The 15,114-nt window shown below is 26.6% G+C and carries 15 protein-coding genes, 2 rRNA genes and 1 riboswitch; of the genes, 3 read left to right on the top strand and 14 right to left on the bottom strand.

From position 1 onward, the window contains the following. Window positions 1-438 precede the first annotated feature (438 nt). The 3 genes from mgtE to AC07E4_RS07850 form a co-directional block, all read right to left on the bottom strand. Window positions 439-1,776 carry a magnesium transporter gene (gene mgtE, locus AC07E4_RS07860; RefSeq protein ID WP_040330934.1) on the bottom strand — a complete coding sequence of 446 codons (1,338 nt, stop codon included), beginning with the start codon at window positions 1,774-1,776 and terminating at the stop codon, window positions 439-441. A 247-nt stretch (window positions 1,777-2,023) separates the two neighbouring features. After that, window positions 2,024-2,190, bottom strand: a riboswitch (M-box (ykoK) riboswitch). A 54-nt stretch (window positions 2,191-2,244) separates the two neighbouring features. Next, a complete protein-coding gene (locus AC07E4_RS07855) occupies window positions 2,245-3,183 on the bottom strand; it encodes a GNAT family N-acetyltransferase (RefSeq protein WP_040330933.1) in 939 nt (312 codons plus the stop codon). 14 nt (window positions 3,184-3,197) lie between these two features. Then, a complete protein-coding gene (locus tag AC07E4_RS07850) occupies window positions 3,198-4,376 on the bottom strand; it encodes an MFS transporter (protein ID WP_430830859.1) in 1,179 nt (392 codons plus the stop codon). A gap of 204 nt (window positions 4,377-4,580) precedes the next feature. On the opposite strand from AC07E4_RS07850, the gene AC07E4_RS07845 reads away from it, so the two are divergent. Next, window positions 4,581-5,771, top strand: coding sequence for a methyltransferase (locus tag AC07E4_RS07845; protein ID WP_478216075.1), 1,191 nt, complete (start codon window positions 4,581-4,583; stop codon window positions 5,769-5,771). A gap of 44 nt (window positions 5,772-5,815) precedes the next feature. On the opposite strand, the gene AC07E4_RS07840 is transcribed toward AC07E4_RS07845, so the two are convergent. The 7 genes from AC07E4_RS07840 to AC07E4_RS07810 form a co-directional block, all read right to left on the bottom strand. After that, on the bottom strand, window positions 5,816-6,568 hold the full coding sequence (locus tag AC07E4_RS07840) for a tRNA threonylcarbamoyladenosine dehydratase (RefSeq protein WP_430830857.1): 753 nt from the start codon (window positions 6,566-6,568) through the stop codon (window positions 5,816-5,818). A gap of 271 nt (window positions 6,569-6,839) precedes the next feature. Then, the gene (locus AC07E4_RS07835; protein ID WP_430830856.1) at window positions 6,840-8,084 is read right to left on the bottom strand and encodes a DUF1015 domain-containing protein; all 1,245 of its coding nucleotides are present in this window, start codon (window positions 8,082-8,084) and stop codon (window positions 6,840-6,842) included. 20 nt (window positions 8,085-8,104) lie between these two features. Further along, window positions 8,105-9,013 (bottom strand): D-2-hydroxyacid dehydrogenase, encoded by a 909-nt coding sequence (locus tag AC07E4_RS07830; RefSeq protein WP_040330929.1) that lies wholly within the window; start codon window positions 9,011-9,013, stop codon window positions 8,105-8,107. 147 nt (window positions 9,014-9,160) lie between these two features. Next, window positions 9,161-10,234 (bottom strand): pyridoxal-phosphate-dependent aminotransferase family protein, encoded by a 1,074-nt coding sequence (locus AC07E4_RS07825; protein WP_040330928.1) that lies wholly within the window; start codon window positions 10,232-10,234, stop codon window positions 9,161-9,163. 178 nt (window positions 10,235-10,412) lie between these two features. Continuing rightward, complete coding sequence (locus tag AC07E4_RS07820; RefSeq protein ID WP_040330927.1) at window positions 10,413-10,598, bottom strand: hypothetical protein; 186 nt, start codon at window positions 10,596-10,598, stop codon at window positions 10,413-10,415. 104 nt (window positions 10,599-10,702) lie between these two features. Then, window positions 10,703-10,870, bottom strand: a complete 168-nt coding sequence (locus tag AC07E4_RS07815) for a hypothetical protein (protein ID WP_040330926.1) — start codon at window positions 10,868-10,870, stop codon at window positions 10,703-10,705. Further along, window positions 10,871-11,560, bottom strand: coding sequence for a beta/alpha barrel domain-containing protein (locus tag AC07E4_RS07810; protein WP_040330925.1), 690 nt, complete (start codon window positions 11,558-11,560; stop codon window positions 10,871-10,873). 155 nt (window positions 11,561-11,715) lie between these two features. Between AC07E4_RS07810 and AC07E4_RS07805 the strand changes: the two genes are divergently transcribed. Together AC07E4_RS07805 and AC07E4_RS07800 are read left to right on the top strand one after the other, a co-directional pair. Further along, complete coding sequence (locus AC07E4_RS07805) at window positions 11,716-12,984, top strand: DUF1576 domain-containing protein (protein ID WP_430830853.1); 1,269 nt, start codon at window positions 11,716-11,718, stop codon at window positions 12,982-12,984. Beyond that, entirely contained in the window at window positions 12,984-13,325 is a 342-nt protein-coding gene (locus AC07E4_RS07800; protein WP_040330924.1) for a hypothetical protein, read from the top strand. The genes AC07E4_RS07805 and AC07E4_RS07800 overlap by 1 nt, the downstream gene beginning before the upstream one ends. Before the next feature lie 214 nt (window positions 13,326-13,539). Here AC07E4_RS07800 and sfsA read toward each other — a convergent pair whose 3' ends face one another. The 4 genes from sfsA to AC07E4_RS07780 form a co-directional block, all read right to left on the bottom strand. Further along, window positions 13,540-14,232: a DNA/RNA nuclease SfsA gene (gene sfsA / locus AC07E4_RS07795; protein WP_430830852.1), complete on the bottom strand. Its 693-nt coding sequence runs from the start codon at window positions 14,230-14,232 to the stop codon at window positions 13,540-13,542. 22 nt (window positions 14,233-14,254) lie between these two features. Continuing rightward, on the bottom strand, window positions 14,255-14,470 hold the full coding sequence (locus tag AC07E4_RS07790; RefSeq protein WP_478216074.1) for a DUF3006 domain-containing protein: 216 nt from the start codon (window positions 14,468-14,470) through the stop codon (window positions 14,255-14,257). A gap of 337 nt (window positions 14,471-14,807) precedes the next feature. Continuing rightward, window positions 14,808-14,925: ribosomal RNA gene (gene rrf, locus AC07E4_RS07785) — 5S ribosomal RNA — on the bottom strand. Between the two features lie 106 nt (window positions 14,926-15,031). Beyond that, window positions 15,032-15,114: ribosomal RNA gene (locus tag AC07E4_RS07780) — 23S ribosomal RNA — on the bottom strand; the annotation flags it as partial.

Genomic DNA, 15,114 nt, shown 5'->3' with positions numbered 1-15,114 from the left:
GAATCTCAATGAATTAACTGGTTTTACCTATATATTATCTGTTTAATTTTCAAAGACCAATGTGTCATCATCACCTGACGACTTTTTCTATTTTACTAGATTTAAACTTTTTTGTCAACACTTTTTAAAATGTTTTTTAAGTTTATATCTACATCGCTTGGCTTCAATTACTTGTTTGCCTCAGCGACAAGATTTATTATATATAATTTCAGTCTTTAAATTTTTGCTTCTACGGCTTTCTACAAAATTCATCACGGAAATACTTTTATTTTTTCTAATTTCCTTTCATTTTTATCTAATGATACTCCTGGCATAGTTTTTCTTATTTCATAGAAAGAATATATATCTATAATCATATTTTTGCAACTATACTATTATTTTATGCACAAAAAAACAATACACTGCTAAACAATGTATTGTTTTTTATATAAAGTCTTATTATATTCCTAATAAAATGCTAGCTGCGCCAAAATATATAACTAATGCTAATGCATCTACTATTGTTGTTATTAATGGACTTGCCATTATTGCTGGATCCATTTTTAATTTCTTAGCACATATAGGTAATATACAACCTACAACTTTAGCTATAATAACAGTAAAGAATAAAGTTATACAAACAGTTATTGAAACTGCTAATTCAATCTTTTGAAGATAATATATTCTTAAAAAATTTACTAATGCAAGCACACTTCCTACTATTATACTAACTCTTAGTTCCTTCCATACTACCTTTAAAATATCCTTAATTTCTATATCACCTAGAGCTAATCCCCTAATAACTAATGTTGAAGCTTGTGAACCAGCATTTCCACCTGTATCCATAAGCATAGGTATGAATGATGCTAGTATTACAACTGATTGTAGTACATCTTCATACTTTTGAATTATAGCTCCAGTAAATGTAGCTGATATCATAAGAACTAATAACCATATAATCCTATGCTTTGCTAATGAAAATACACTAGTTTTCAAATATTCTTCTTCTGATGGTTCCATTGCTGCCATTTTTTGAAAATCCTCAGTATTCTCTTGTTCTATAATATCTACTATATCATCTATTGTTATTATTCCTACTAATCTATTTTCATTATCTACTACAGGCATAGATGTAAAGTCATATTTTTTAAATCTATCTGCCACTTCCTCTTGATCTTCTAATGTATTACAGTATATAACATTATCATTCATGATATTTTGTAGTAATTCATTATCATCATTTAATATAAGTTCTCTTATTGATAAAACACCCTCAAGTTTTTTATTATCATTTGTAACATAACATATATCTATAGTTTCTTTATTTACACCCGTATTTTTTATATGATTTACAGCTTCTTTTATTGTCATTTCTTTTCTTAAATCCATATATTCAATAGTCATAATACTTCCTGCTGAATTTTCAGGATAACTTAGAAATGTATTTATAAGCTTTCTTTTTCCTTCTTTAGTGTTTTTTAAAACTTTTTTAACTACACTTGCTGGAAGTTCCTCTAGAATATCTACAGTGTCATCCAAAAATAGTTTATCTATTATATTCTTAAGTTCTTCATCATTCATTGATTCTATTAGATATTTAACATCATCTGTACTTAAGTATGAAAAAACATCTGATGATACTTCTTTAGGTAATATCCTGAAAATTATAAGCATAGTCTCACTATCTAACTCTTCTAATAATTGTGCTATATCAACTGGATTTTCTTCTTGCAATAATTTTTGTGCTTCTATAAACCTATTTTCTCTTATTAACTCGATTATTTTTTTGAATTCCATTTCGCAATACCTCCTAATTATAAGGTACTGCCATCCATGCTATATTTAATTTTAATCTATTAAATCATAGAAATTAACTTCTATGGTGACTGCATGAATAGCAGTCCTTTTTATCGTTTTCGATTTACTACTACTGCCATCATCCATGACAGTCACCTCCTTTTTTTAACACACAAAAAAATCTCTCAACTCATAGAGAAGAGAGATTTAACAATCTAAATAAAATATAAACTAATATTAAAAATACTATCTCTCATACTCGTTGAGTTTTAGCTCTGTAAAACGTAGAGAATATTTCTCAGCCACATTAAATAAAACCTTAATTCGATAGTATCTGCTAACCCATTGGTGTCTCTGGACATTTCTGGGCAGTGGCATATTTTAATACAGTAACCTCACCTAACAAGATATATATTTCAATTTATTCAACTAGTTCATAATACTACTATATGTTCATAAAGTAAACATCTATTGGCGATTTTTATAAAATATTTTGTGATCCTTCCAACTTCCATTGATATATAAATACTCTTTACTTATCCCAACTTCTAAAAATCCACAAGATTTTAATACTCCTTGAGATTTTAAATTATCTAAAAGAGTACTTGCTTCTACTCTATGCAAATCTAATTCGTTAAATGCAAATTTCAAAGCAAGTTTAAGTGCCTCTTTAGCATATCCATTTCCTTGTTCATGTTCATCTATTGAATATCCTATAAATCCACTTTTAAAAATGCCCATTACTATATTGCTAATTTTTATTCTTCCACTTAGCTTGTTATCTACATATATCCCAAAATGAGCCTCTTCACCTCTTATAAATTGTTTATAACTCTTAATTAAATCATTTTTTTGTGAATCTAATGTGTAAAAAGACTCTTCACGAGAAGGTTCAAATGGCTCTAAATATTTTCTATTCTTTAAATAATAATCTAATAAATCTTCTCCATCTTCTGGTGTTAAAATTTTTAACGTTATTTTATTGCCTTTTATAATACCTCTTGATGTTATATAATTTGATTCATATAAACTTCTTTCAATTCCAAATATCAATTCATCTTCATTTTTATTGTTACTATTAATTATATTATTTGAAAGTATCCCCTCTAATTCAAACCCTAGATCATTAAAAGCTATAGTACTTAAATCTTCACTACATAAAATATTAACTTTTGCTATTTTATTATTATTAAATAACATTCCCAAAACTAATTTAAGTATATCTTTTACATATTCATCTATATTACTATTTTTATAAAACTTTAATCTTAATGTGCAATTTTTATTATTCTTATCTATTTCGATTATATAAATTCTACCAATTGTTATACCTAATTTATCTTTTATAATATATTGATTTTTACTGCTATTAGATGCAACCAAATCAACTAGACTACCATTACTCATTGTGATTCCCTACCTTAAACTAAAGTTTTTCTATTTTTTCTTGTATTTTTATAAGTTATTATTGAAAAAATTATAGCTATAATTAAACTAATAGGAACCATATAAAAAGCCTTGTGTGTACCTATTAAATCACTAAGATTTCCCATAAACTTATTTAGTATCATATTTATAATACTTGATGTCGTAATAATTATTCCAGACATATATATAGAATTTTCCCTAAAATTAATTCCAATAGTACTTACTACTGTTGGAAATACTATAGAGAAGAATAATCCTGAAATACAAATTAAAAATATAAACTTTCCTCCGATTATAAGGCTTATTGTATATAAAATTAATGCTATAAAAAGAGCTATTATTACACTCTTTAAATGTCCTACCTTTTCAACTATGAATCCTCCAAATAATCTTCCTAATGTTAATAGTATAAAAAATACAGAAAGATATATACTGCTCATCTTATAATCAAACTTATAACTTTCCTGTAGAAAATTTACTAGCCAATTTGCTGTAGCTACTTCTGCAAAAACATAAAATCCCAACGCAAAAGAATAATAGTAAAATAACTTTTCTTTTAATGCATCTTTAATCTTATAATTTTTAACATTATCTATATTGTCTTGTATATTATTTTTAGGTATTTTTATGAAAATAAACATTATAAATGCTAACAAAAATAATACTGATATAAATAAATATATATTTCTCCAACTAACACCTTTGGATAAAACCATTCCTGTTGTTAATTGAGTTATTGTTGATCCTGCACCATAACAAAAATGTGTTAAATTCATAGCTAAAGCTTGAAATCCTATAGAAATCATAGGCACCAAAGTATTTACTGATATTGCAACAAGTGCAATTCCTATGTTTAATATAAATATGCAAATTAAAAACATTAAATATGTTTTAGATATATAAAATAGCAAAGATGAAAATATTATAATTATAAAACCTAGTCCATAAGTCTTTTTTTGTCCTAGTTTTTCACATAATATTCCACCTAAGTAAGTAAATAATACATATGCTATACTGCCAATAAAAAATATATCACCTACTTGTGAATTATTTATAGAAAAACTAGTTTTAAAAGCTGGCACTAAAACACCCTTGATATTATCTACAACAGCAATTAACAGCATTGTTATAAATGCAAAAATTAATACAGATTTATTTTTTCCTTTTGTCAAGAAATCACCACCTCAAATATTAATTATATATTATATATATAGTATATTGAATAGTTAATGTTTATATTTATAATAGAATTTAACCATAATAATGTGAGTAAATATTTATAATAGTATTTTAAATTTATCAGTTATATAATTTATGCATACAAAAAAATCAAATGATTTTATAAATATATATTTTTTATGAAAGGGATGACTTAAATGAATAAAAATAGTGTTTCCAAATTAAAATTAATATTAATGGGTATAGAAAATAGATATACTGAAAATAAAAACATATTTAAAGATATAACAATTTCATATATTTTAGGCTCAAAAAACATTGTATCTTCAGCCAAACTAGATGGAGATGATTTAAAATATAGCATTAATAACTCCATCAAAACAATGTCTATATCAGAATTATTAAGTGATATTTCTAATGATGCAAAATCTTACGATTCAGTTTCTATAATTTATTGTGAACGTGGTGAAACAGTATACATAACTGCTAATGATAAAAATGTTACAATGAAAAATAAGAAGAATGATGAACCTTTAAATGTTAAAAATGATACGAAAAATGAAATTAAATACACAACCACTTCAAATTTATTACCTAATAAGAAATCTTACTTAAAAATTGATGAGTGTAGTAACTTGTTAAAAGAGTTAAATATTTTGAATAACGATATGAAAATTAAAAATGATAAGATGAAAAAGTATATTGAATTAAATGAGTACATAGATATTTTAGAAGATGTATTAGATGATATACCTAATAATAGAATTGTAAATATTATTGATTGCAATTGTAAGAATTCTTATTTACTATTTGTATTGAATTACTATTTAACTGAGACAAAAAGAAGAAAGTGCAACTTTATAGGAATAGATTCATCTACTTCTGAAATTGAAAAATATAAAATTATTGCCTCTAATTTAAATTATAGAAATATGGAGTTTTATGATACTGATATTAATAGCTACAAAACAAAAAAAGAAGTTAATATTTTAATTTCTATAAACAATGTTGGCACTGAATTAGACTCTTCTATTGCTTTAGGAGTTAAATCTAGTGCTGATGTAATTGTATATTTATCTAATCCAGCACTAGAAAACTGTTCAAAGTATACTTATTCACCTTTAAAGCCTATATTAAATCATAAGATTTTTAAAAATAAATTTGGTGAAGTTATTATAGATGGTATGCGAAGTTTACTACTTGAATCTAAAGGTTATACTTTGAAAATTAATGAATACACTCCTATAAATGAAAATTATAAGTACTTAGTTACAAAAGCATTTAAAACTTCTGATGAAAATTTTGATATGTTAAATGAATACATGACATTAATGGGATCTTTAAATATTTATCCAGAATTATATGCTCTTTTAAATGAATGGGATTAAACTTAATATAAATAAAAAAAATAACCTTATATAAAGGTTATTTTTTATTTATTGCTATTTATAAGATCTTTTACAACTTCACTTGCTATAATCATTCCAGCAACAGGTGGAACAAATCCAATACTTGCTGGCGTTGATCTTTTTCTTATTGTAATTTTATTAGTGTTATCTTTAGTGTTATTTTCCTCTTGGTTTGTCTCTGCCTCTGGTGTTATTGGTAATTCTTCTGAGTATAAAACTTTTAATTTTTTAATGCATCTTCTCTTTAATTCACGTCTCATAACTTTTGCCAATGGACATGTTTGTGTCTTATATATGTCTGAAATTTTAAACTTAGTTGGGTCTAGTTTATTTCCTGTTCCCATTGAACTTATAACTTCTATATCATTTTCCTTACAATAACTTATAATATCAAGTTTAGATGTAACAGTGTCTATAGCATCCACTACATAATCTATATCCTTTTTTATAATCTCAGGTATATTTTCCTTTGTAACAAAAACTTGATGTGTAATTACATTACACTCTGGATTTATATCCATTATTCTGTTTTTCATCATTTCAACTTTACTTTTCCCAACGGTTTTGTGATTTGCATGTATTTGTCTATTAATATTACTTATACTAATATCATCATTATCTACTAAAATTAATGTTCCAACTCCGCTCCTTGCTAATGCTTCTGTACAAAAGCTCCCAACACCACCAACGCCGAAAACTAATACCTTACTACTTTTTAATTTTTCTACAGCTTCTTTACCTATTAATCTTTCTGTTCTTGATAACCAATGCTCCATTTATAAAATAACATTCCTTTCGTTGATATAGTAAATTAAATCTACCATATAATTATTTATATAGATATTATACCAATACATTTTCATTATCAATCATATTATATTAATTTATACATGCTTTACTATAACTAATTTAAAATTCCCATTTATTTCAATATAATACCTAAACATATACTTCACTAAATATATTTGTAAATACATTTAATAACATATGAAAAAAAAGATAATGAAACTTAAATTTCATTATCTTTTTTCATTAATTTATGTTTAACTATTTTAATTCATGTACAAAAATACCACTTCTTAATTTTGGTTCAAACCAAGTAGATTTTGGTGGCATAACTTTTCCTGCATCTGCTATATTCATAAGTTCATTTATACTTGTAGGATACATAGAAAATGCAACTTTCATGCCATCATTAACTCTTCTTTCTAATTCCTTTAAGCCTCTTATACCACCTATAAAATCGATTCTATCACTTGTTCTAGGATCTTCTATATTAAGTATTGGTCTTAATAAATTATTTTGAAGTATAGAAACATCTAAGCTATCTACTGGATCTTTTTCATCATAAGTTCCATTTTTAGCAGTTAGTTTATACCATTTATTATCTAGATACATTCCAAATGTACATTTTTCACATGGTTTGTATTGTTCATTATTAGAATGTTCTTCAATAGTGAATTTTTCGCCTACTTTTTTCATAAATTCTTCATTTGAATTTCCATTTAAATCTTTAACTACTCTATTATAATCCATTACATATAAATCCTCTGATGGGAATATAACAGATAAGAAAAAGTTAAATTCTTCTGTACCATCATAGTCTTTAAATTGTTCTCTTCTCATTTTTCCAACTCTTACAGCTGATGCAGCTCTATGATGTCCATCTGCAATATATAGATAATTTACTTTGCTAAATAAATTTTCTAATTTTTCTACAGTATTTTTATCATTTATCACCCATACAATATGTGAAATTCCATCTTCAGCTACAAAATTATATTCTGGTTCCTTTTCTGTCCATTCATTAACTATTTTATCTATTTCACTTACATTTTTATAAGTTAAGAATATTGGACCTGTATTTGCATTACAAAAATCAACATGATTTACTCTATCTTGTTCTTTTTCAGCTCTAGTATTTTCATGCTTCTTTATTATATTATTCATATAATCATCAATTGAGGTACATGCTACTATACCTGTTTGTACTCTTCCGTCCATTATTTGTCTATATATATACATTGATTTTTGTTCATCTTGTATATATATTTTATCTTCTATCATTTTATAAAGATTACTTTTTGCTTTTTCATATACAGATTTATCATATTGATTTATGTTTTTATCCATATCTATTTGTGCTTTATCAACATGTAAAAATGAATATGGATTTTCTTTTACCATTTCTCTAGCTTCTTCTGTATTCATAACATCATACGGTAATGCTGCTACTTTATCTACTAAATTTTTTTGTGGTCTTATACCTTTAAATGGTTTTACAATAGCCATAATTTTTCTCCTTTCGTTTTTTATTTAAAAAATTCTATTATTATTTTTACTATTTCTTCTCCAATTCTAGTTTGAGCTTCTTTAGTTGATGCTCCAATATGAGGTGTTACTGAAACTTTAGCATTATTAATTAACTCAGTATTTTTAGTAGGTTCATCTTCATATACATCTATTCCAGCCCCAGCAATAACTTCATTGTTTAATGCATCAAGTAGAGCCTTTTCATCTACAACTCCACCTCTTGCACAATTTATTAAATATGCACTATTTTTCATCATTGCAAGCTCATCTTTTCCTATAAGTGCCTTACCATTTTGACTTGGAATGTGTAATGATACATAATCAGATCTTTTTAAGATATCTTCTAATGTACAGTATTCATAATTATCAAAGCCTTCAACTTTTCCTCTTCTATTTGTATATAATACTTTCATTCCTAATACTTCTGCTCTCTTAGCAAGTTCTTTCGCTATTCTACCGAAACCTATTAATCCTAAAGTTTTTCCTGATATTTCAGTTCCTTTATATTTCTTTTTATCCCATTTTCCATCTCTCATGGAAACATTAGAAATAGCTATAAATCTTGCTACTGCAAACATATGTGCAAGTGCCAATTCTGCAACAGATGCACTACTTGCATTTGGAGTATTTCTAACAGCTATACCCTTTTCCTCAGCATAAGCTACATCTATATTATCAACACCTACGCCACCACGAATTATAAGTTTTAATTTTCCACCTTCTAAAGCCTTATCTATTATAGGTTTTCTAACTTTTGTTGCACTTCTTACAACTACAACATCAAAGTTTTTTAACTCTTCACCTAACACTTCTGGTTCGTAGAACTGTTCTACAACTTCAAATCCTTTTTCCTTTAATTCTTTTACAGCAGAAGCTGACATTCCATCAGTAACTAGTATTCTAACCATCTTAACCTACCCCCTAAATAATATTAAAAAACATTACCAAAATAGTAATTGATATTATATCTAACTAGAAAATTAATAATTAAGAATGTATAACGTATACATTCTTAATTATTATTAATCTTATATATATTTTTTAAATATAATCTATTATAATCCTAAGATTTCATCGATTGTATTTAATAATTGTTTTAATTCTTCTGGTGTTGTTTCTGCCATATGAGCTATTCTAAATGTCTTATCTTTAAGTTTTCCATAACCATTAGATATTTGATAGCCTCTTTCGCCTAAAGCCTTATTTAATGCAGCAACATCTATTTCTCTTGTATTTTTTATATTAGTAAGTGTGTTAGACATGTATCTTTCATCAGGGAATATTTCGAAATTTTTTCTAGCCCAAGCTCTAACAATTTCAGCTCCCTCAATATGTCTTTTAAATCTATTTTCTAGTCCTTCTTTGTTCATAATTTTATCTAGTTGGTATTCAAGTGCAAACATATGTGATAAAGATGGTGTTGATGGATATTGATAATCCTTCTTTTGAATATAGTTATATAATGATAATAAGTCTAAGTATAATCCTCTATTTGGAACTTGTTTTGCTCTTTCTATTGCTTTTTTAGAAAAAGTACATGCTGACATTCCTGGAGGAAGTCCTATAGCTTTTTGAGTTGATGTGATACAAATGTCAACGCCCCATTCGTCAACTTTTAATTCAGTTCCTGCTGCAGAACTTACTGTATCTAAGCAAAATACTACATCTGGATATTTTTTAACCACTTTACCTATTTCATCTAGTGGATTCATAATTCCTGTAGAAGTTTCATTGTGAGTTACTGTTATTAAGTCATATTTCCCTGTTGATAAAACTTCATCAACTTGTTCTGGTGTTGTTGGAGTTCCCCATTCAACTTCAAACTTATCTGCTGGAACATTATTACTAGTAGCCATTTCATACCATCTATTACCAAATGCTCCTACTGAAAATATTGCAGCTCTTTTTGCTGTGCAAGAACGTACAGCCCCTTCCATTAAACCACTACCTGAAGTTGTTGAAAGTAATATTTCTTCCTCTGTACCAAAAATTTTTCTTAGGTTATCACTTATTGATCTTTGTATTCTTGAAGCATCTTTACTTCTGTGTCCAATCATAGGTGTAGCCATTTTTTCAAGTACATCTGGAGCTACTTCAACAGGTCCAGGTATAAATAATTTCTTATGCATAACAAACCCTCCAAAACTTAATAAATATTTTATAGTCCCCTTTATATCTTTAAATCACTTTTATTTTATCACTTACCATAATTTCCATCAAGTTCAAATATTTATAATTTATTAAATTTATTAAATATTTTAAATATTTCGTTAGTTTGTTAATCTTATTAAATTTCTTTTTTAATTTTTAGTTTGTTCTTATCTTTTTATATACTTCATCAAATAAGTCTTTAGTGCATTTTCCCCAAACATAATTTTTACATGTATCACAACTTTGACTATTTCCTACTGAACTTAACATAGAATATGCATGTCTCCCACTATATCCATGACAATTTTGTGCAATTCTCATTTTCAATTCTTCATTTACCATTTTACATATCCTCCTTATAAATTTATTAATTATTATTTGCTTATTTGCAAAAAAAAATTAGTAGAAAGTTCTTTTCTACTAATTTAGTATTTTTATATTTAGTTTTAAAATTCAACTATAGATTCTGTTTCTCTACAATATTTTGTTATCCTACATTGACTTAAATTTCTTGGACAATTTCTACACATACAATTAGCTTCTTTACCATTGCATCTCTTTTCCAAGTACTCAGGACATTTTCTACAGTTAAAAACCACTATATCTGCAACCATTTATTCTCTTTCATCACCTTCCAGCTCGTATCTCTTTCTATGAGCTATCATAATTTCATTTAATATTTCTCCAGTATTAGGTGGTGTGTATGTTATTGCATTTGCACCTGCTCTTATAGTTTCTCTTATACTTTCTTCTGTTGGGCCACCTGTTGCCATTATTGGAAATTCTGGATGTTTTTCTCTTATTTTTTTAACTATATCAGCTGTTCTTTTTGCTCCTGATACATTAAGTATAGTTGCACCTGATTTTATTCTTCCTTCTATATCATCAAATTCAGAAACTACAGTAACTATTATAGGTATATCTATTGTTTCTCTCATTGCCTTTATTACATCATTTGGTGTTGATGCATTAACAACAACTCCCATTGCACCTTTAAATTCTGCATCTAAAGCTAAGTTTGTAACCCTTTTACCTGTAGTAATTGCACCACCAACGCCACAAAATACTGGAACATCAGATGCTAGTAATAATGATTCTGTTATTATTGGTTGAGGAGTGAAAGGATATACCGCAATCACTGCATCTGCATTTGTATTTCTTATTATTGCTACATCTGTTGAAAATACAAATCCTTTAAGTCTTTTACCAAATATAATAATTCCACTTGCATCTCTAATTGCTTTTGGTAGTTCAATCATATGGCTTCTTAACAAGCCTTTAAATTCTGGCACATACTTTCTCATGTTTTTTCTCCTTTAACGATTAAATAAACTCTTCAACATATAATAATATATATTATAACTATATTCAATTCAACATATTTACATAAATTTTATACAACTTAGTCACTTGTAAATGTTATACTAGATTCATATATTTATTATATTAAGGAGGTCTTATGATAAAAAATATAAACATTATTAAAAAATCAAGATTTTTACCTTACTATTTTATATTATTTTACTGTGCAGTTATAACTACATTATCTTTAATTTATTCAGAATCTTTTTTAAATTTAATTAATAGTTTAAAAAAAATAATTTTAGAACCAGATGTTCTTATTACTGATTACATAGCTCTAGTAGGTATAAGTGGTGCATTTTTTAACTCTGCATTAGTGCTTTTTTTGCTTACACTAATAATACTCTACTTAGATATAGAGCCAACTGGTCCAATAATTGCAGGATTGTTTACTACTGCTGGATTTTCATTATTTGGAAAAAACATAGTAAATATTTGGCCCATAATTTTTGGTATATGGCTCTATTCTAAATATCAAAAGATCCCCTTTTCAAATTTTGCAGTAATAATGTTATTTGGAACTACTTTAGCTCCAACATTAAATTCTGTTTTGTTTTCATCATTATTGCCTAATATATTCTCAATAATTCTTTCATTATTTATTAGTATACTTCTAGGATTTATTCTTCCACCAATGGCATCTTATACTTTGAAGCTACACCAAGGTTATAGTCTAGCAAATGTTGGTCTTGCTGGTGGACTTTTAGGAACAGCTTTATCATCAATTTTTTCTGCATTAGGTGTAGACTTTGAAAAAAAACTACTTTGGTCATCAGGCAATAATATTATATTAGGTTTATTATTAACTTTTATCTTTACATCTATTATTATACTAGGATTTTTATGCACTAAAAATTCTTCAAAATCCTATTCAGATATATTTAAATTTTCGGGAAGACTAGTTACAGATTTTTATACTCTTCTAGGTCCTAGAATAACATTTTTTAATATAGGCATTTTAGGTTTAATATCTACAATATTTGTTATTGCTATAGGTTCAGATATTAATGGTTGTACTATCTCTGGAATATTTACTGTTGCTGGCTTTGGTGCTTTTGGAAAGCATTTAAAAAATATTTTTCCTTTAATACTTGGTTCATCACTTGCTGCATTGTTAAGTGTATGGGAAATAAACTCTCCTAGCATGGTACTTGGTATACTTTTCAGTACAACATTGTGCCCTATAGCTGGAAATTTAGGCTTCATGTATGGTATAATTGCAGGATTCCTACACATATGTATGGTAACTAATATAGGTTACCTGCATGGTGGTATGAATTTATACCATAATGGATTTGCTGCTGGATTTGTTGCAATAATACTTGTTCCACTTATCATTGCATTCAGGAAGGAGCCTAACATATAATGAAACATATTAATCAAAAAAATATGAAAATTGTAAATGAAGTAATGTTATATTGTCTCAATTTAGGTGCAAAAAATATAACAACTAAATTTATAAAATATGATGATAAGGTTACTATTACAATAGATAGTATATTAAATAATTTAGATGCTGAAGATTTAAATAAAATAAGATTTTTATTATCACAGCCAAGAAAACCTGAAATGGAGGAATACTATTGGAATCTTAATGGAGGTGATGATACAGATTCTGAGTTATCACTTGTTGGAATGATGACAGATGAAGTATCTATTCATTATAAAAATAATTTACTTTCCATAACATTAAATAGATTTAACTAAAGCTATTCAATTATCTTCAGAAGTATTCATTTACGGATTAAAAAAGTTTTGAATTTGAGCTTGGAACCTATTGTAGGGTTCCAGATCAAATTCAAATCAATATTTTTAAAGTAACACTATTAAAATTTTAATATTTAGTTGAAGTAATAATTATTAAGCTTTGAACTTTAAAATTCATACATACATACTATATTGAACTTTATTTTTATAATATTTACATTTCAATTTTAACTTCTTTTGTAAGTTCTATTAAAGATTCTTCAATATTACACTCATATGCAAAAACATCAACTCCATTCAATTTTGCAAATCTAAGCGCTTCACCAAACTTAGCATCAGTAATATCATTTGGTGAAAATCTTTTTATATTATCCATCTGCATTAAAAATAAAACACCAGCACCTCTATTAGTTCTTTTAACTTCTACTAATTCTAAAAGATGTTTACATCCCCGCTCTGTTGGTGCATCTGGAAATCTAGCAACTCCATCATCTTCTAAAGTAACACCTTTTACTTCTAAATAATATTCTTCACCCTCATCATTACTTAGTTTGAAATCAAATCTACTATTTCCAAATGTCTTTTCTCTACATATGTTATTATATTTTTTTAAGGATAATATTTTCCCATTTTTCAATGCTTCTTCTACTACCTTATTAGGAATTTGTGAATCTATATTTATAAGTTTTTCTCCCTTATATGCTGCTATTAAATCATATTTTGTTTTTCTAGTTGGATTATTTTCCTCTCTTAAAATGACATTGCATCCTTCAATTAGTATTTCTTTGCATCTCCCTGTATTCGGAACATGCACTAATTCTTCCTTTCCTTCTATTAAAACATATCCTTGAAATCTATTAGGTCTTCTAATAAATTTTGCAACTAAAATTTTATTTTCTATCCTCATATTAGCATTTCTAAATCAAATATTACTCACTCCACAAATTTTTTGTCATTTGATTTATTTCCTCTCTTAATTTTTTTGTTTCTTCATAATCTATATAAAAAATATTATTATCTTTCAATATAACATCACCTTCTTTTACATCTTTTGGTAATAATGATTTTTCAATGTTTTTCATAATCCCATTTTCATCTTCACATACAGCAAAATTTTCTTCAAATCTATCTATAATAAACTTCAATTTTATTCCTCCTTAATTTTTACAATTTTATTATCAATTTTACAAAATTTTTATTTGTAACTAATTTATTTATTCAATCTTATTTATTATATATTATCAAATATGGTTTTCTATATCCAGTAAGACTTTTTATCACTCCAAAATATATTATCCCCATTTCATTAATAAAATGGGGATAATCAAAATATCTTTTTATTTTTTTGTGGATTATTTATATTTTTAAGCAAAATAAAAAAAACTTAGTATTTCTACTAAGAGTCTCTGCTGTTTAATCAAATAATTAAATTACAAAAAGTCATTTTCTAAATAAACTTAAATAATAAATTATAAATAAAAAACCTGGCGACAACCTACCCTCCCACACAGCTTCCCGTGCAGTACTATCGGCATTCTAAGGCTTAACTTGCCTGTTCGGTATGGTAAGGAGTGTTACCCTTAGAATCATAATCACCAGATTAAACTTATCATAACCATTGTAGTTCAAAGAATTACTTGGTTCTAATAACTTTACATATTTACTTTTATAGAGTTTGTTCTCTGAAAATTGCACAGTGATTATTTTAGGTCAAGCCCTCGACTTATTAGTATGAGTCAGCTGAACATGTTACCATGCTTACACCCCTCACCTATCAACCTGGTAGTCT

It is taken from the genome of Clostridium amazonense (assembly GCF_056431285.1).
The sequence above is the reverse complement of the archived record's forward strand: the minus strand, read 5'-3'. Positions and strand labels throughout refer to the sequence as shown.